The organism is Gluconacetobacter sp. (assembly GCF_047721585.1).
GTDB classification, from domain to species: Bacteria; Pseudomonadota; Alphaproteobacteria; order Acetobacterales; family Acetobacteraceae; genus Gluconacetobacter; species Gluconacetobacter dulcium.
In genome coordinates this window covers 1-18,350 of record NZ_JBDNXE010000086.1, presented here as the reverse complement: position 1 = coordinate 18,350, position 18,350 = coordinate 1, and the positions used below count along the sequence as shown (strand labels likewise).

Here is an 18,350-nt window from a genome sequence, read left to right as displayed (position 1 = left end):
CCGAGCCGCAGGCCGGCCAGATAGGGCCGGCGGGCGGCCGCGGGCCGCGGGCCCAGCAGCACCTGCGCGCGGGCCGAGACCAGGAGCGCCGCGAGGCCGGCGCCGGCGCGGGCGGGCGTGACGCCCGCGTCGAAGCCGCTCTCGTCGGGGGGCAGGTCGCCTTGCAGGCGCCCCAGGATGGAATGGCCGCGCAGTAAGGCGAAGAGTTCGCCCGTCATGAAGGTGGCGAAGCCGGCGATGCGCCCGTCTGCGAGAACGGCCCATTTGCTATGGGTGCCGGGCAGCAGCAGCCGGCCGCGGGCCAGGCCGGGATCAATCGTCAGCGCGCCGATGATCTGTGTTTCCTCGCCGCGCATGACTTCGGCGCGCGGGGTGTCCATCGCCAGGCCGGGCACGATGTGCAGCACGCCGCCATCGCCGGAGGGAACGCTGATCAGGCTCTCGGCCATTTCGGCGGCACCGGCGGCGTTGCGGCGATAGGGGGCCTGCGCCCATCCTTGCGCGCTGCCGATCATGCCGGCGGCGATGGCAGGCAGATGCGGCCACCGCCTGCGCCACGCTCCGGCGATCTGTGCGAAGGAGGCTGGGAAACCATCCGGCGGCGTCTGCATGATTCCCAACCGTTCGGCCCGGCGTTCCAGCACCGTGCCGTTGGCCCCCAGCAGGAATGCGCGCAGCGAGGACGTGCCCCAGTCGAGCGCGATCAGACGGGGTGTCATGCGAAGGCCCTCCGCCGGGGTAGCCAGCCCAGTTCGCGCGAGATGGCCTGCGCGGTGGCGACCACGGCGGGGGCGAGTTCGTGCATGCGTGTCTCGGACATATAAACCGTGGCGCTGGCGACGCTGACGGCGGCGATCACCGTGCCGGTCGCGTCGCGGATGGCGGCGGCCACGCATCGAATGCCGGGCTCGTTCTCCTCGAAATCGAAGGCGCAGGCCGCAAGGCCGGACTGGCGCAGCCCTGCGCGATAGTCGGGCCAGGCGGGCAGCCGTGCGTTGGGCGTGGCCGGATGGCTGAGAGCCGCGTCGTAAAGCGTCCGCCACTCGGCTTCCGGCAGATCCAGCATCAGTGCCTTGCCCAGGCCGGTGGAGGCGATCGGCATGCGTTTGCCCACGCGCGACCGCATTTCCAGGCCGCGCTGCCCGGCAATCTTGTCCAGATACAGCACTTCGATGCCTTCGCGGATGCCCAGATGCACGGTGTCGCGGGTGGTGGCGCCCAGGGCATCGAGATGCGGGCGGGCTACGGCCACCACCGGCAGGGTGTCGCGGGCCAGAAAACCCATTTCCACCAGGCGGGGACCCAGAATGAACGTCTGGCCGCCACCGCTGGACGGTGCGCGCAGATAGCCCGCCTGCACCAGGGCACTGGCCAGCCGGTGGGTGGTACTGCGGCTGCATCCGATGGTGGCGGCGATGTCGGTCAATGTGCGATGGCCCGCCGCCACGGCCTCGATCACTGCCAGGCCGCGCGTCAGGGTCTGTGTCCCGGCGGGAAAGGCGACGCTATCGGTTCCTGTCATGTCCGTGTTCTTCCGTCTGCTTGCCGGCACCATGAGGCGGGTGATGGGGTGTCGTCAATATTTTGGAATGACATCTCATATAGTGGGATATGTTGGTTGATCAGCCGATGGGTTTGCTTCTATCGATACGGAAGACTGCGCAGCATCCTGGAAATTTATCCTGGTATTTCGGGACAAGTTCGGGATGCGAGACGGGGTTCAATATCAAGAGCGTCATATGAGGCGTCACATGCGTAACCAGAGAAACAGAGATCGTTCGCGGAATCGGTGGCGGGACGGGAGTCTTCGTCGGCGCTAGCGGTTGCGGCACGCCCGGCAAGACGGCGTGCCCGGCTTGAGCTGTTCTGTGCAAGCGGATCTTTTCATGAAAATTCACGATGTATCGCGGACCTTGCTGTCCGCCATGGCCCTGCTGTGTCTTCAGGATATGCCTGCATGGGCCGGGCCGGATTCTCTTGGGACGCATGCGGCGGCGCCTGTCGTTTCTCCTGCCCCCGAACCGGCCGGCAAGGCCAGCACGCGCGTGATTGTGAACAAGGGGGCGGTCGTGCGGTCTTCAGCAATCCTGCCTGCCGATAACCTGCATGTGGCGTCAGCCGACGACATGCCTTCTTCGACGCGGCAGCGCGAAAACCTGGGCGTGAACGCATCCGCCCTGGGGTCGACCTGGTCGGAAGTGCGTGTCGTGCCGACACTGGACCGGCTGCTGGGCGCGATGGGTGGCTGGCGGCAGCGCCTGTCGGATGCCGGTTTCGATTTCACCTTGAGCTATCTGGCGGAGACCGTCGGCAATGTGGCGGGCGGGCGTCGGAGAGGGGTGGATTATTCGCACCAGATCGTCATGGGAACCGATTTCGATCTTGAAAAGATGATGGGTGCAAAAGGGCTTTCGTTCCACATGCTGGGTGTCCAGCGCGCGGGCCGGAGTGTTGCGACCGATTATCTGGGGGTGACGGGCCTGACCCAGCCGCAGGAGGATTATGGAGTTGGCGGCAACGTGCTCTACAAACTGGTTTATATCTATCTTGAGCAGAAGCTGTTCGGTGGAAAGCTGCTGGTGGATGTCGGCCACATGCCGGCCAACCTCAAGTTCGGAACATCGTATTTCGCGTGCTATGCGCTCAATAACGTGACATGCGCGCATCCCACGGCATTGTCGGCCGGCACGAAATGGCGGTCCTGGCCTTTTTCGCAATGGGGCATGATGGCACGGTTCAATCCCGGTCGGCACCTCTATGCGCAGGCTGGCTTCTTCGAAGCATCGGCAACCGAAGGAGGGCGGGCGGGATTCAATTTCTCGTTTGCGCCTCTTGGTTATGTCATTCCGATGGAACTGGGGTGGGAACCCTCGCTCGGGCGCGATCGGCTGACCGGCCATTACAAGCTCGGCGGATATATCGACACGTCCGATCATCCCGATCCCTTCACCGCGCAGGACGGTACGCCGATTCTGCTCTCTCACCGGCCGGCGCGGATCGAACGTCAGCGGGGGGCGTGGTATGTGGGGGCGGACCAGATGGTGCTGCGTTACGGCACGGCGAAAGACCAGGGGCTCATTCTCTTCGGCATCGCCGGTTGGGATATGGGGGCGTCGCTGCCCGCGCAGAGCCAGTATACGGTCGGCATCATCTCGCAGGGCATGTTTCCCGCCCGTGTGACGGATGCGATTTCCCTGTTCTGGTCATGGCAGAACGTCAATCGCAAGATCACACGACTACAGGAAATGCAGGCGGACCTGGGCTACGAGACGCTGCATGGCGGTGTGCGGATGCCGCAGGCGAGCTTTCAGGTCGTGGAACTGACCTACACGGCCTTCCTGACCAGAGGGCTGAAGATCCTGCCGGATCTGCAATACGTCATTCATCCGGATGCGACGCGGACCTATCCGAATGCTCTGGAGGCCGGCTTCCGGCTTCTGGCGCAGTTCTGAGCAGCGCGCACAGGGGGAGAATCCCTGAGAGCGCAGGATGGAAAAAAACGATTTTTCAGGGAATTGGCGGACCCGAAAGGATTCGAACCTTCGACCTTCGCCTTCGGAGGGCGACGCTCTATCCAGCTGAGCTACGGGTCCAGTGACGCCTCAATACCCCGAACCGTTTCGGGGCGCCAGCCCTTGCGGGCAATTATTTGCCGGCCAGGGCGTCCAGCGGTGCCAGAAACGGCGGTGGGGTATCGCTGCCGTCATGGGGCAGGGCCTGCCAGGCGGCGGCGGCGATGTCGCCGCCCGAGGGGAGGGGGCGGTCGGGGTCGGTGATCCATTGGGCGATGTCGGCGATCGTGGCCTGACGGCTGCGGCCGCGTAGGAGCAGGTGGTAGCCCTGCGGGATGAAGTCGCGCCGCACGCCGGGTGGCAGGTGGCGCCACAGGGTGGCCATGGCCGACGGGGGGACGAGCTGGTCGTGGCCGCCATAGATCACCAGCGTGGGGCCGCGCAGATGCGGGGCGGCGTCGGCGGCCTGGTGCATCAGGGTGGCCAGGCCGGCGACGGCGCGCATGCGCGTGGCGCGCAGGGTCAGCGGGTCGAAATAGAGGCGGCGCATGGCCGCCATGTCGTCGCCCGCCACGACGTGGACGGGGAGTTCATGGCCGGTCAGGCGCCAGTCGGGTGCCGTGGCGGCCAGCAGGCGCAGCACGGTTTCGGGGGCGGGACCCAGTTTCCAGATCGCCGGGGCCAGCAGGATGGTGCCGGCGGCGGGTGGAGCGTCGGGACGGGCCATCAGGCAGGTCAGGACCGCGCCGCCCATGCTCTCGCCCAGCAGATAGAGCGGCACGCCGGGATGGCGGCTGGCGATGATCAGGGCTTCGTCGCGCGCATCCGCGACCATGCGGTTGGTGCCTGCCCACAGGCCGCGATCCGGCATGCCGCCGAAGCCGCGCAGGTCGGGGGCGTAGAGGGTGATGCCCTGTGCCGCGAGCGCGGGGGCCGCGAATTCCCAGGCGTCGCGGCTGTCGTCGAATCCATGCAGCGCCAGCATGACCGCCCGGACCTGTCCGCGCGCGGGCCAGATACGGGTGGGGATTGCGGTGCCGTCGGGCAGGTGCAGGATGGTGTCGGGCGGCACCAGACGGCCATCCGCCGCCCAGGCGGCGGGCGGATGTGGCGGCGGCGGGTCCTGCATCGCGCAGCCTGCGAACAGCAGGAGCGGGGCCAGATAGCGCAGGCGTGACAGGCGGAGGTTTGAAAGCACGGTGATCCTGCGTATCATCCCCCAACCATCATGACTACCGGCCGACAGGGCCATCATCACGAGGCGGAGCGAACATATGCAGGTCCAGACCCTTCCGGCCCAATCCGGCGATCCGGTCCCCCATCCGCGCCTCGGCCATGTCGAGACGGTGATCGTGCAGTCGCGCGTGCTGTCCTGTGACGGCGGGCTGGGGGCGCTGGGGCATCCGCGCGTGTGGTTGCGCATTGCCGGGCACCAGACTTTCTGCCCCTATTGTTCGCGCCTGTTCGTATTGAGCCCCGATGCCGGGGAAGACAGCGCGCACTGATCCGACCCAGCATGTCCAGCGACGCCCCGATTCACCTGATCCTCGTTGACGGATCGGGGTTCATCTTTCGTGCCTTCCATGCCCTGCCGCCGATGACCGCGCCCGATGGGACGCCGGTCAATGCCGTGTTCGGCTTCACCAACATGCTGGCGCGGCTGCTGCGCGACCATGTGGGCACGCATCTCGCCGTCATTTTCGATGCGGGCCGGTTGACCTTCCGCAACGAACTTTATGACCAGTACAAAGCCCACCGACCGGAGCCGCCGGAGGATCTGCGGCCGCAATTCGCCCTGGTGCGCGATGCGACCTCGGCCTTCGGCGTGCCGGGGATCGAGGAAGCGGGGTGGGAGGCCGACGATCTGATCGCGGCCTATGCCCGCCGTGTGACCGATGCGGGGGGGCGCTGCACCATCGTTTCGTCCGACAAGGACCTGATGCAGCTTATCCGTCCGGGTGTGGAGATGCAGGACCCGATCCGCCAGAAGCCGATCGGGCCGGCCGAGGTCGAGGCGAAATTCGGCGTGACGCCCGACAAGGTGATCGACGTGCAGGCGCTGATCGGCGATTCGGTCGATAACGTGCCGGGTGTGCCGGGGATCGGACCCAAGACCGCCTCGGCGCTGATTGCGGAATATGGGTCGCTGGATGCGATCCTGGCGGCCGCGCCCGCGATGAAGGCTTCGAAACGGCGCGATAATCTGATCGAACATGCCGAGCGCGCGCGCCTGTCGCGGGAACTGGTGACGTTGCGCGAGGACGCGCCGTGCCCGGTGCCGCTGGCGGAACTGGTCTGCCGCGAGCCCGATGAGGCGGAACTGGGCGCGTGGCTGGGCCGGATGGGTTTCCGCTCGCTGGTGCATCGGATGGGGCTGAAGCAGACGGCGGCGGCGGTTGGTGTCGCCAGTCATGCGGCGGCCCCGGCCGTGGCGGGCGCCCGTGCGGAGGCCGGTGCGGAGGTCGCGCCGGGCGCGGCGCCTGCCGCACCCGATCGGGCGCCGTTTGGGCCTTATGAGACCATACGCACCGCCGAGGCGCTGGACGCCTGGGTGGCGGAGGCGCGCCGGGTCGGGTTCTGCGCCGTCGATACCGAGACCGACGGGCTGGACCCCTTGCATGCCGGGCTGGTTGGGATCTCGCTGGCTGTGGCGCCGGGGCGCTCTTGCTACATTCCGCTGGCCCATGAGGGCGCGCCGGCGCAGGCGCAGCTTCTGCCCGAGGAGGGGGTGGAAGAGGACCCTGTCGGCGTTCAGATGCCGGTTGCCACCGCGCTGGACAGTCTGGGTCCGCTGTTCATCGACCCGTCGGTGCTAAAGATTTTCCAGAACGCCAAGTTCGACCTGCTGGTACTGACCCGTGCCGGCGCGCCGCAGCCGACGCCGATCGACGATACCATGCTGATTTCCTACGCCCAGTATGCCGGGCGGCATGGGCAGGGCATGGATGAGTTGTCGCGGCTGTATCTGGGCCATACGCCGATTTCCTATGACGAGGTGACGGGTACCGGGCGCAACCGTATTCCGTTTGCGCGGGTCGATGTGGCGCGGGCGACCGCATATGCGGCCGAGGATACGGATGTGACGCTGCGGCTGTGGCTGTCGCTGCATCCGACCCTGCGCTCCAACCGGGCGCTGGCGCTGTATGAGGAACTGGAACGGCCTCTGGTGGCTGTGCTGGCCGACATGGAACGGGCCGGCATTGCGGTGGACGTGACCGAACTGCGGCGTCTGTCGGCCGATTTCGCGGCGCGCATGGGCGAGATGGAAGTGGAGATCCATCGTCTGGCCGGCCGGTCGTTCAATGTCGGCTCGCCCAAGCAGTTGGGCGAGATCCTGTTCGACGAAATGGGTCTGGCCGGCGGCAAGCGGATGAAATCGGGCGCCTGGGGGACCGATTCGTCGGTGTTGCAGGATCTGGCCGACCAGGGGCATGACCTGCCTGCGCGCATTCTCGCCTGGCGGCAACTGGCCAAGCTGAAATCGACCTATGCCGATGCGCTGGTGAGCCAGGCCGATCCGGGGACGGAGCGGGTGCATACCTCGTTCCAGATGGCGATTACCTCGACCGGTCGCCTGTCGTCCAACGAGCCGAATTTGCAGAACATTCCCATCCGCACCGAGGAAGGCGGGCGCATTCGCCGCGCCTTTGTCGCGGCGCCGGGCCATGTGCTGCTGTCGGCGGATTATTCGCAGATCGAATTGCGGCTGCTGGCCCATGTGGCGAACATTCCAGCCCTGCGCGAGGCTTTCGCGCTGGGGCAGGATATCCATGCCCGCACGGCGTCCGAGGTCTTCGGCGTGCCGATCGAGGGGATGGACCCGCTGACGCGGCGGCGGGCCAAGGCGATCAATTTCGGGATCATCTACGGCATCAGCGCCTTCGGGCTGGGGCGGCAGCTCGGCATTCCGCCGGGCGAGGCGCGATCGTATATCGACGCCTATTTCGCCCGCTATCCCGAGATCCGCGACTATATGGACCGGATGAAGGAAGAGGCGAAGGCGAACGGCTACGTCACCACCCCGTTCGGGCGGCGGTGCTGGGTGCCGGGCATCGGCGACCGCAACGCGGCCCGCCGGTCCTATGCCGAGCGGCAGGCGATCAATGCGCCGTTGCAGGGCGGGGCGGCCGACATCATCAAGCGCGCGATGGTGCGCCTGCCGCGTGTGCTGGCCGATGCCGGGCTTGACGGACGGCTGCTGCTTCAGGTCCATGACGAACTTGTGTTCGAGGTACGGCAGGGCCAGGAGGGCGATCTGTCGGGACTCGTGAAACAGGTCATGGAATCCGCCGCCGACCTTTCGGTGAAGCTGGTGGTGGAAACCGGGACCGGAACGAACTGGGCGGACGCACATTGATGCAGAAACGGGACAAGCGCCGGCTGGCGATCGGGGCGGTCGTTGCCGTGCTTTCGGCGGCAGGGGGCTATGCGGGCTACTGGGCGATGGACCGCGCCGGCCCGCTGCTTTCCACCCACGGCAACGAGATCGGCGGGTCGTTCCGGCTGGTCAGCGCGGCCGAGGGCGAGGTGTCGGACAGCAATTTCCGGGGCCGCTGGATGCTGGTCTATTTCGGCTACACGCACTGCCCCGACGAGCAATGCGGCGCGACGCTGCGGGCGATGGCCGGGGCGATGGACCTGCTGGGGCCGAAACATCGGTCTGTGGCGCCGCTGTTCATTTCGGTGGACCCGATGCGCGATACGGCTGAGGCGATGCGGGCCTATACGCTGCGCTTCGGGCCGCGCATCTTCGCCATGACCGGCGCGCCGACCATGCTCAAGGCCGTGACCGCCGAATATCATGCGCCCTACGTGCGTCATGAAGGCAAGGATGGCGATTACAGCATGGAACCGTCACCGCGTATCGTCATCATGTCGCCCGAAGGGCGCTATGCCGGTACCATCCAGTCCGATGCTTCGGCACAGGATATCGCGGACCGTCTGAACAGCCTGATGGCGGCGCAATAGGTGCGGGGGCGACGGTTCGGAGCCTGTCCGGACATGCGCTCTGGCGGCGATCCGACGCGCGTTTCCAGACAGGTCCTGAGCCCGCATCTTCTGTTTGCCGGTATGCTGGCGGTGCTGGCGGGTATACCAGCCGCCCGCGCGCAGGATTCCGCGCCGCCGGGCAGCGCCCGGCCGGTGGGAGACGGGCAGACGCTGGGTAGTCCGCATCGTGGGGGGACCTTGCGGCTGGCGGCGTCATCCTCGGGCGGGACGCTCGACCCGCAGATCAATTATACCTCGGAATATGCCCAGCTTTTCACCGTGCTGTATGACGGGCTGCTGAATTTCCGCAAGGCGGACGATCGCACCAGCGACGAGGTGGTGGCCGATCTGGCCGAAGCGGTGCCGCAGCCCGAGGATGGTGGGCGGACCTGGCGCTTCACCCTGCGGCAGGGGGTGCGGTTCTCCACCGGGCAGGAGGTCACGGTGGCGGATGTCGCGGCCTCGATCCGGCGTCTGTTCCGGGTCGGCAGCCCGACGGCGGGGTCGTTCTACGGTGCCATCGTCGGCGCCGATCTCTGCCTGCGCGACCCCGCGCACTGCACGCTGGCGGGTGGGCTGGAGGTCGATTCGGCGACGCGGGAAGTGGTCTTTCACCTGAAGCAGCCGGATGCCGAATTTCCGCAGAAACTGGCTTTTCCGCATGCCTCGATCCTGCCGGCGAACATGCCGGACCATGATCTGGGCAATGTGCCGGCACCGACCACGGGGCCATACCGGTTCGTCAGCTACGATCCGGACCGGGGGGCGGTGCTGGAGCGCAATCCGTTCTTCCATGTGTGGAGCGCCGAGGCGCAGCCCGATGGTTATGTCGATCATATCCACTACGATTTCGGCCTGCCGGACGAAGCGGCGGTGACGGCGGTGGAAAACGGCCAGTATGACTGGATGTTCGACATGAAGCCGCTGGACCGGCTGGGCGAACTGGGCGCGCGCCATACCAGGCAGGTGCATATCCGCGCGCTCTACGGCATCTATTACGTGCCGATGAACGTCAATCTTCCGCCCTTCAACAACCGTCTGGCCCGTCAGGCGGTGAACCGGGCGCTGGACCGGCGGGCGATGACCATCCTGTATGGCGGCAGCGCCGTCGCCGGGCCGCTCTGCACCATGGTGCCGCCCGGCATCCCCGGCGCGCTGGATGAATGCGCCTATACGAAGGGGGCGGACCTCGACCATCCGGCGCCCTCCTGGCAGGGGCCGGATCTGGAGGGCGCACGCCGGCTGGTGGCGGCCAGCGGTACCGCCGGGCAGAAAGTGACGGTGGTGGTGCAGAACACCAATGTCGAGATGAGCATGGGGGTGTGGCTGCGCAACATGCTCCAGGCCATCGGCTACGATGCCAGCGTCAAGCCCCTGGCCCATGCGGTGCAGCTTGGATACATCCAGAATACATCGAACCATGTGCAGATCAGCGTGACGGACTGGTTTGCCGATTATCCCTCGGCCTCGAATTTTCTGGACGATCTGTTCGGCTGCGAGAATTTCCATCCCGGCACCGACAATTCGATCAACATCGCGGGCTATTGCGACAAGGACGCCCAGGCGGCGATGGATGCGGCCAAGCAGGAAACCGATCCGGCACGGGCGGCGGACCTCTGGGCGCAGGCGGGGCGGATCATCGCCCGGGATTCTCCGGCCGCACCGGCCATTCGCATCAATTATATTGATCTGGTATCGTCACGGTTGGGCAATTATTTCTATTCGGACCTCTATCACATGATCTTCTCGCAAGTCTGGGTTCAGTGAGGCGAGGGGGCGCGTCCTCGCCTTCTTCCGCCTCCCGGCCTGCCGGGCCCTGGCGCCGGGCCGGGCGGCGGCTGGCGCGGGATCGGGCGGCGATGGTGGCGTTGGCGGTGCTGCTGGCGGTGGCGGCGGCGTGCCTGATGGCGCCGCTTTATGCGCGCGACGTGGCGCATACCGATCCGTTCACGTCCAACGTCGCGGGGGCCGTGACGATCGACGGGCGCAGCGTTGATATCATGCAGCCCAATGACAATCCGCTGCATCTGGGCCTGTCGCCGATCGGACCGACCTGGCGCGCCTCGGCCGACCTGCTGGGGGCGGACAGCCAGGGGCGGGATCTGGCGGCGCGCCTGCTCTATGGCGGGCGGACCTCGCTGCTGATTGCCTTCTGTGCCGCCGCGCTGTGCATCGTGCTGGCGGCCGTCGTGGGCATCGTCGCCGGTTATGTCGGGGGGATCGTGGATGCCGTGCTGTCGCGCATCATGGACATCATGTGGGCGGTGCCGGTTTATCTGTTCGCGATCTCGCTTTCCATCGTGACCGTCAGCCAGGGGCTGAAGCTGGGGCCGATCGTGATCGGCAGCGATAATCTGCTGATCCCGATCTGCATCATCGCGCTGGTCTATGTGCCCTATGCGGCGCGGCCGGTGCGCGGGCGGGTGATGACGTTGCGTCGGGCGGAGTTCGTCACCGCCGCTCGGGCGCTGGGGGTGCCGGGTTATCGCATCGTGCTGCGGGATATCCTGCCCAATGTCACCGGCACGCTGGTGGTGCTGGCGCCGCTGATGATGGCGCTGGCGATGATGGCGGAATCGGCGCTGTCGTTCCTTTCCATCGGCGTGCAGGCGCCCGGCGCGTCGTGGGGGACGATCATCCAGGATGGCGAGGGGTTGATCTATACCCGCCCGATGGTGGCCATCGCGCCGGGGCTGGCGATCGTGATCGTGGTGCTGGCGCTGAACGTGCTGGGGGACGGCATGCGCGACGCGCTGGATGTGCGCGACAGCGGGCGGGAGCGCGGCTGATGGTCATGAGCGTCCTGCGGCGTCTGGGCCAGACGCTGTTCGTGCTGTTCGGGATTTCGGTGCTGGTGTTCCTGGTGTTCTTCGCCACGCCGGGAGCGGACCCGACGGCGCGCATCGCCGGCCGCAATGCCTCGCCCGAGACGATGGCGCGGGTGCGCGTGGAATACGGGTTCGACCGGCCCTTGCCGGTGCAATATGCGCGGATGATGGAAAAGCTGTTCGTGACGCGGGATCTGACCTCCTACGTCAATCGCGGGCAGAAGGTGGTGCCGGAGATTCTGGAGGCGGCGCCGGTCACGGTGTCGCTGGTTTCCGGCGCGGCGCTGATCTGGGTGGTGCTGTCGGTGGCCATGGGCATGACGGCGGCGGCTCTGCGTGGCGGCTGGGTGGATCGCGGCCTGATGATGCTGGGGCTGGTCGGGATTTCGATTCCGGTCTTCTGGCTGGGGCAGGTGGTGAATCTGGTCACGCAGAGCCGCTATCACGATAGCTGGCTGTTTTCCTGGGTGCCGGGGCTGGGCTATGTGCCGCTGACCGAGGACCCGCTGGGCTGGTTCCGCGCGCTGGTCCTGCCGTGGCTGACGCTGGCGGTGCTGTTCGTGGGCATTTACAGCCGCGTGCTGCGTGCCGATCTGGTGGCGGTGCAGAGCGAGGATTTCATGCGTACCGCCCGTGCCAAGGGGCTGTCGCCCGTGCGGGTGCTGCTGGTCCATGGGCTGCGCACGTCGATGATCACGTTCGTTTCGCTGTTCGGGCTGGATTTCGCGCAATTGGTGGGCGGTGGCGCGCTGTTGACGGAGGTGGTGTTCGGTTTGCAGGGCGTTGGGCGGCTGACCTATCAGGCGCTGTCGAACCTCGACCTGCCGCTGATCATGGCGACGGTGATGTATTCGGCGGTGTTCGTCGTGATCGCCAATGCCGTCGTGGACATGCTGTATCTCTTCCTTGACCCCCGGGTGCGCGATGGACGGTGACATGCTGCTGGCGGTGCGCGACCTGACGGTGGCGCTGCCCATCGGCGGGCGGCTGGTGCCGATCGTCGAATCCGTATCCTTTACGCTGGGCGCGCGGGAAATCCTGGGTATCGTGGGCGAGTCCGGCTCGGGCAAGAGCGTGACCTCGCTGGCGGTCATGGGGCTGATCGACGTGCCGGGCGCGCGCGTCAGCGGGTCGGTGCGCTTTCGCGGGCGCGAACTGGTGGGACTGGCGCCGCGCGCCTATCGCGCGTTGCGCGGGCGTGAGATCGCGATGATCTTTCAGGACCCGATGACGGCCTTTACGCCTGTCTATACGGTCGGGCGGCAGATCGACGAACAGATCCGCGCCCATCAGAAGATATCGCGCACCGATGCGCGCGCGCGCACCGTGCGTCTGCTGGGCGATATGGGCGTGCCCGACCCCGAGCGGGTGGCCGGGCGCCATCCGCACCAGCTTTCCGGCGGTCTGCGCCAGCGGGCGATGATTGCGATGGCGCTGTCGTGCAATCCGGCGCTGCTGATCGCCGACGAACCGACGACGGCGCTGGATGTGACGGTGCAGGCGCAGATCCTGGACCTGCTGCGCGGGTTGCGGCGGGAATACGGGTCGTCGGTGCTGCTGATCACCCACGACATGGGCGTGGTGGCCGAGACCTGCGACCGTACGCTGGTGCTGTATAGCGGGCTGGTGGCCGAGCGCGGGCCGACCGGCGCGTTGTTCGCGCAGCCGGGGCACCCGTACACGGCGGCGTTGCTGGATTCGATTCCGCCGCTGCATGGGCCGCGTCCGGCGCGTCTGCCCTCCATTCCCGGCAGTCCGCCGGCCCCCGCCGAGCGCCCGGCCGGGTGCCCCTTCGCGCCGCGCTGCGTCTATGTGCAGGATTCCTGCGCCGTGCGGCCGCCGCTGGTTGCGTGCGGGGAGCAGGATGTCGCCTGTGTGCTGCCGGCCGAGGGGCGCCCGCTGCCGCCGCGTTTCGTTTCGGAGATGCGTGCATGACCACCCGGCCGGACGCTCCGCCATCTCCGCTGATTGCAGCGGAGGATTTGCGCATGACCTACCGCGTCGGGCGCGGGCAGGTGCTGCGCGCGCTCGATGGGGTGTCGCTCGCCGTCCGGCCCGGCGAGGTGCTGGGGCTGGTGGGCGAGTCCGGTTGCGGCAAATCGACTCTCGGCCGCTGCCTGCTGCGGCTGGTGCAGCCGAGTAGCGGGCGCGTCGTCTTCGATGGCACCGACATCACCACGCTGCCCGAGCGGCGCCTGCGCCCGCTGCGGCAGGACATGCAGATGGTGTTTCAGGATTCCTATGCCGCGCTGAATCCGCGTCGGCGGGTCGGCGACCTGATTGCCGAGCCGTTGCGGGTGCATCCCGCCCCCGGCGGCGGGCGGCGCAGTCGGGCCGATATCGCCGCCCGGCTGGCGGAACTGATGGATCTGGTGGGCCTGCCGCAGGCGGCGCTGGAGCGTTATCCGCACGAATTTTCCGGCGGCCAGCGGCAACGGATCAACATTGCCCGCGCGCTGGCGCTTTCCCCCCGGCTGGTGGTCGCCGATGAGCCGGTGGCGGCGCTGGATGTGTCGATCCAGGCGCAGATCGTGAATCTGTTCATGGATCTGCGCGACCGGCTGGGGCTGACCTATGTGTTCGTCGCGCATGATCTGGCGGTGGTGCGGCAGATTTCGACCCGCGTTGCGGTCATGTATCTGGGCGCGATCGTCGAACTGGGCGAGGCCGACGCCGTGCTGCACCATCCGGCCCATCCCTACACCGCCGCCCTGATCGCTGCCGTGCCCGAGCCCGTGGTGCGCAAGGAAGGGTTGCCGCCGCCATTGCGCGGCGACGTGCCCAGCCCGATCGCACCGCCACCGGGCTGCCGGTTTCACACGCGCTGCCCGGTGGTGCGCGACCGATGCCGGGTCGATCCGCCGGTGCTGCATGCCCTGGCGGATGGGCGTGAAGTGGTCTGTCACTATCCGTTAGCAGGGGAATGAGTGCGCGAGGCTTTGGCCCGCACCCACCCAAGGCAGTCGTCTTCGAAAATTTCTTCTCGGGCAACGAGCAGGGATGAAGGGGACGACTGTCCTCTTCCGGGTTCGGGCGGAGCCTGACCGTTATGCTCGGAAATGTCGCGATACGGGACAGCAACACCAGGTGGGCCAGACCGTGACATGATCGAAATCATGAACGCTTCCATGTCGCAGCAGTGTGGAGGAAGGTGGAGAATGATGAAATATTCATAAAATATGGAAAGAGCGTTCTTTTTTCGCCGGCCATTTCAGTATAGGGCGCAATGCGTGGACTTGAAAATTGGGAGTCGGCGATGAGGGCGCGACGGATCGTTCTCCTGGCGGCGATGCTGGGATTGGTGATCGGGTTGGTGGTCGGGCTGGGGCCGCGTGTGCGGCCGTGGAACGGTGCGCTCGCAATGCCGGCCGTGCCCTCCGATCCCGCCACGCTGACGGCGTGGATCGCGGCTGGTGAAGCGGCGGCCGGCCCCCTGCGGCCCGGTGCTGAAGCGCGGATCGTCTGGGCCGATCCGGCGCATCCCGCGCGCACCGCCTGCGCCATCGTCTATCTGCATGGTTTCACCGCCAGCCAGGGGGAGGGCGCGCCGGTTCATGCCGATCTCGCGCGTCTGTTCGGCTGCAATCTCTATCTGGCGCGCCTGCCGGGCCATGGGCTACAGGCGCCGGACGCCATGCGTGGCCTGACGGCGGAGCGGCTGGCGCAGGGGGCGGCGCGGGCACTGGCGATCGGCGGGGCGATCGGCGAGCGGGTGATCGTGATCGGCACCTCCACCGGCGGCGCCCTGGCGCTGGATCTCGCGGCGCGCTTTCCGCAGGCGCTCTCCGGGCTGGTTCTGTGGTCGCCACTGGTGCGCGAACGGGGGAACCAGTTGGACCCGCTGTTCTGGCCGTGGGGACTGCAATTGATGTGGCTGGTGCATAATCACGGCCATGACGTGACGCATGCTCCCGCGCTGGGGCCGGTCTGGACCGGGGATGTGCATGTCGATGGCTATGTCGCGCTGGCCGAACTGACGCGCGGGCGGATGGTCGCGCCGGTGTTTCACCAGGTCATGGCGCCGGTCTTCCTCGGTTATTACGATCGTGATCCGGCGCATACCGACCCGACGGTGGAGGTGCCGGCGATGATGGAGATGTTCGGGCAACTGGGCACGCCGGCGGCCCTGCGTCGTCAGGTGGATTTTCCGCAGGCCGACAGTCATGTGATCGCTTCGCCGCTGCGCTCGCGCACCCCGGACGCCGTGTGTCGGGCCACGCGCGATTATCTGCATGATGTGCTGCGTCTGCCCTATGCCCCGGATGGCGACCCGGCCGTATGCGATACGGTGCGTCCGCTCGCAGGCTAGCACCCGGCTTTATGCACGCCATCGGTGCATGGGGGCGTCTTTTCGCATGGATGGCCGCTAAAATATTGATTTATCTGAGGTTAAGAAACGTAAATCTGGACGAATCCGGTTTTCCGGCACTAGTCAGGGGGAAGGGGAGGCGGATAAAATGCCGCAGGCACCGGGGCATTTGCGCCCCGATTGTCGCATCCAAGGAAGTGAGACCGATGGCTGAATGTCCGACGAATTGTAAGATCAAGTCCCCCTGCGTGAAGGGACTCCTGGCCGTGGGTCTGGTTGCGGCGCTGGCCTTCGTGGTCAAGAAAGTGTTTTGCAACAAGAACTGAGCCTCCAGTTTCCGTCCCGGCCGCGCGCCGGGGCGGTGCCTTTCCGGTCTCGCGGGTAAAGTCGTGGCGGGATGGGAGGAGGCGGCGCCCGCGATCCGGCGGATTATCCATGTCGACATGGACGCGTTCTATGCGTCGGTCGAGCAGCGGGACGATCCGGCCCTGCGGGGGCGGCCGGTCGCTGTCGGCGGCAGTCGGCAGCGCGGCGTGGTCGCCGCCGCCAGTTACGAGGCCCGGCAATATGGCGTGCGTTCGGCCATGCCATCGGTCACCGCGCGGCGCAAATGCCCCGAACTGGTCTTCGTGCCGCCGCGCTTTGATGTCTATCGGGCGGTTTCGGCCCAGATCCACGCTGTTTTCGCCCGCTATACGAAGCTGATCCAGCCGCTTTCGCTCGACGAAGCTTATCTGGATGTCACGGTATCGCTGATCGCGCATCCGTCCGCCACCGCGATCGCCGAGGAAATCCGGGCCGCGATCCGGGCGGAGACGGGGCTGACGGCTTCGGCCGGCGTGTCATACAACAAATTCCTGGCCAAGCTGGCATCGGATGTCCGCAAGCCCAACGGGCAATATGTCATTACTCCGCGCATGGGGCCGCGCTTTGTCGAGGCCCTGCCGGTCGAGCGGTTCCACGGCATCGGCCCCGCCACGGCGGCGCGCATGCACGCTTTGGGCATCCGCACCGGGCTGGATCTGCGGGCGTGGGACATGGAGCGTCTGGCGCGTCATTTCGGTCGGGCCGCCGCGTTTTATCATGGCATCGCGCGCGGGGTGGACGAGCGGCCGGTGGAGCCCGACCGCAAGCGCAAATCCATCGGTGCCGAACGTACGCTGGAGCAGGATATCCATCATTGGGAGCAGGCCCTGCCTGTGCTCGATCTGTTGGTCGACCGGGTGTGGGAGGCTTGCGCCAAGCGGGGGTTGGGCGGGCGCACGGTTACGGTGAAGGTTCGTTATGCCGATTTTCGTCATACTGGCCGGGCTCGTTCGCTCGCCGCGCCTCTTGCCTCCCGCGCCGCATTGCGGGAGGTGGCGGTGGGGCTGATGCGGCCGTTCTTTCCGCCCGAAATGGGGGTGCGCCTGCTGGGGGTGACGCTTTCGAACCTCGATGATGGGGAAACCGCCGCATCGGGCACGCAGTTCGCCCTCGCGCTGGACGCATCCTGACGCCGGCGGCTGGGCGCTTGCCGCGAGCGGGAGAAATGGCCCATAAATCACGGGTTTCCGGCGCCGATATCGTGGCCGGGCGCATCGCGGGATAGCATGAAATGGCGTTGCTTGTCAGAACTTCACGCGACCGGTCGGCGGCCTGGCGCACGGCGCTGCATCAGGCGGCCCCCGATCTCGATATCCGGGTATGGCCCGAATGCGGCGACCCGGCGGAAATCACCGCGCTGCTGACCTGGAAAGCGCCGCCCGATCTCGTGCAGCGTTTTCCCAACCTGCGGGTTATCTTCTCGGAGGGTGCCGGGGTCGATCAGTTTCTTTCGCTGGACCTGCCGGAGACCGTCAGCCTGGTGCGGATCGTCGATCCGGCGCTGACGGGGATGATGGTGGAATATGGCACCTGGGCCACGCTGGCCCTGCATCGGCGGATTCCGGCCTATCAGCGGGCGCAGGCGGCCCATGAATGGAAGGGCCTGCCTGATATGCTGGCGCGCGACCGGCGGGTGGGCGTGCTGGGGCTCGGCGTGCTGGGGCGCGCCCTGCTGGAGCGCCTGCGGCTGTTCGGTTTCGATTGCGCCAGCTGGAGCCGGGGGGGGCATGTGCTCGACGGCGTGATGTGCTTTGCCGGGGCGGAAGGGCTTCAGCCGTTCCTCGCCCGGACCGACATTCTGATCTGTCTGCTGCCGCTGACCGACGAGACGCGCGGTATCCTCTCGGCAGCCCATTTCGACGCCATGCCGCGCGGGGCGGCGCTGATCAATTGCGGGCGCGGCGGCCATCTGGTGGAGCAGGATCTGCTCGATGCGCTGGCGTCCGGCCAGTTGTCCCATGCGATTCTGGATGTCACGACGCCGGAGCCGCTGCCCGTGGATCATCCGTTCTGGGACCATCCCGGTGTGACCATCACGCCGCATGTCGCCAGTGACACGACGCCGGCCAGCGCCGCCGCCCAGGTGATCGAGAACCTGAAATGCCTGCAACGGGGCGAGGCGCCGGTCGGGCTGGTCGATCGCCAACGCGGTTACTGAGCAGGCGGCTTAGCCCGCATTTCTCACACGCTGATGTGGGGCGGTCTGACGGAGCGCCGTCAGCTGGTTGCGAGCGGTTCTGATCTGTTTTCGTAACAGGAAACCGAATTTTGGGCACGCGCCATCCATGCCCGCTTTGACGGGGATCAGACGCGTGGGCATGGCGCCTTGCGGTGTCTGTTTCGTCA

General features: G+C 66.8%; 15 protein-coding genes and 1 tRNA gene. 12 read left to right on the top strand and 4 right to left on the bottom strand.

Annotated elements, in window-relative coordinates; all coding sequences use genetic code 11:
* Together ABF821_RS14585 and ABF821_RS14580 are read right to left on the bottom strand one after the other, a co-directional pair.
* Positions 1-719 (bottom strand): 2-dehydro-3-deoxygalactonokinase (locus ABF821_RS14585; protein ID WP_415530515.1); only part of this gene is annotated, 719 nt, incomplete at its 3' end.
* On the bottom strand, positions 716-1,522 hold the full coding sequence (locus tag ABF821_RS14580) for an IclR family transcriptional regulator (protein ID WP_182974589.1): 807 nt from the start codon (positions 1,520-1,522) through the stop codon (positions 716-718). The genes ABF821_RS14585 and ABF821_RS14580, both read right to left, overlap by 4 nt.
* Before the next feature lie 364 nt (positions 1,523-1,886).
* Here ABF821_RS14580 and ABF821_RS14575 point away from each other — a divergent pair, with 364 nt between their 5' ends.
* Positions 1,887-3,452 carry a carbohydrate porin gene (locus ABF821_RS14575; RefSeq protein WP_182974588.1) on the top strand — a complete coding sequence of 522 codons (1,566 nt, stop codon included), beginning with the start codon at positions 1,887-1,889 and terminating at the stop codon, positions 3,450-3,452.
* A gap of 64 nt (positions 3,453-3,516) precedes the next feature.
* On the opposite strand, the gene ABF821_RS14570 is transcribed toward ABF821_RS14575, so the two are convergent.
* Both ABF821_RS14570 and ABF821_RS14565 read right to left on the bottom strand, forming a co-directional pair.
* Positions 3,517-3,593, bottom strand: a tRNA-Arg gene (locus ABF821_RS14570).
* Between the two features lie 52 nt (positions 3,594-3,645).
* Positions 3,646-4,728: an alpha/beta fold hydrolase gene (locus ABF821_RS14565; protein WP_415530514.1), complete on the bottom strand. Its 1,083-nt coding sequence runs from the start codon at positions 4,726-4,728 to the stop codon at positions 3,646-3,648.
* A 58-nt stretch (positions 4,729-4,786) separates the two neighbouring features.
* Between ABF821_RS14565 and ABF821_RS14560 the strand changes: the two genes are divergently transcribed.
* The 11 genes from ABF821_RS14560 to ABF821_RS14510 all read left to right on the top strand — a co-directional run bounded on the left by ABF821_RS14560 (position 4,787) and on the right by ABF821_RS14510 (position 18,162).
* The gene (locus ABF821_RS14560) at positions 4,787-5,017 is read left to right on the top strand and encodes a zinc-finger domain-containing protein (protein ID WP_114727402.1); all 231 of its coding nucleotides are present in this window, start codon (positions 4,787-4,789) and stop codon (positions 5,015-5,017) included.
* 11 nt (positions 5,018-5,028) lie between these two features.
* Positions 5,029-7,869: a DNA polymerase I gene (polA, locus tag ABF821_RS14555; RefSeq protein ID WP_415530513.1), complete on the top strand. Its 2,841-nt coding sequence runs from the start codon at positions 5,029-5,031 to the stop codon at positions 7,867-7,869.
* A complete protein-coding gene (locus tag ABF821_RS14550; RefSeq protein ID WP_415530512.1) occupies positions 7,869-8,480 on the top strand; it encodes an SCO family protein in 612 nt (203 codons plus the stop codon). Before polA ends, ABF821_RS14550 begins: the two co-directional genes overlap by 1 nt.
* 33 nt (positions 8,481-8,513) lie before the next feature.
* Positions 8,514-10,268: an ABC transporter substrate-binding protein gene (locus ABF821_RS14545; RefSeq protein WP_415530511.1), complete on the top strand. Its 1,755-nt coding sequence runs from the start codon at positions 8,514-8,516 to the stop codon at positions 10,266-10,268.
* Positions 10,265-11,290, top strand: a complete 1,026-nt coding sequence (locus ABF821_RS14540) for an ABC transporter permease (RefSeq protein ID WP_415530510.1) — start codon at positions 10,265-10,267, stop codon at positions 11,288-11,290. Before ABF821_RS14545 ends, ABF821_RS14540 begins: the two co-directional genes overlap by 4 nt.
* On the top strand, positions 11,290-12,264 hold the full coding sequence (locus ABF821_RS14535; RefSeq protein ID WP_182974577.1) for an ABC transporter permease: 975 nt from the start codon (positions 11,290-11,292) through the stop codon (positions 12,262-12,264). The genes ABF821_RS14540 and ABF821_RS14535 overlap by 1 nt, the downstream gene beginning before the upstream one ends.
* Positions 12,254-13,264: an ABC transporter ATP-binding protein gene (locus ABF821_RS14530; RefSeq protein ID WP_182974576.1), complete on the top strand. Its 1,011-nt coding sequence runs from the start codon at positions 12,254-12,256 to the stop codon at positions 13,262-13,264. Before ABF821_RS14535 ends, ABF821_RS14530 begins: the two co-directional genes overlap by 11 nt.
* Positions 13,261-14,256, top strand: a complete 996-nt coding sequence (locus ABF821_RS14525) for an ABC transporter ATP-binding protein (protein WP_182974575.1) — start codon at positions 13,261-13,263, stop codon at positions 14,254-14,256. Before ABF821_RS14530 ends, ABF821_RS14525 begins: the two co-directional genes overlap by 4 nt.
* A gap of 329 nt (positions 14,257-14,585) precedes the next feature.
* The gene (locus ABF821_RS14520) at positions 14,586-15,638 is read left to right on the top strand and encodes an alpha/beta hydrolase (RefSeq protein WP_415530509.1); all 1,053 of its coding nucleotides are present in this window, start codon (positions 14,586-14,588) and stop codon (positions 15,636-15,638) included.
* Between the two features lie 389 nt (positions 15,639-16,027).
* Positions 16,028-17,134 (top strand): DNA polymerase IV, encoded by a 1,107-nt coding sequence (gene dinB / locus ABF821_RS14515; RefSeq protein WP_415530508.1) that lies wholly within the window; start codon positions 16,028-16,030, stop codon positions 17,132-17,134.
* Positions 17,135-17,235: 101 nt separating this feature from the next.
* Positions 17,236-18,162, top strand: a complete 927-nt coding sequence (locus ABF821_RS14510; protein ID WP_415530507.1) for a 2-hydroxyacid dehydrogenase — start codon at positions 17,236-17,238, stop codon at positions 18,160-18,162.
* Positions 18,163-18,350: the final 188 nt, after the last annotated feature.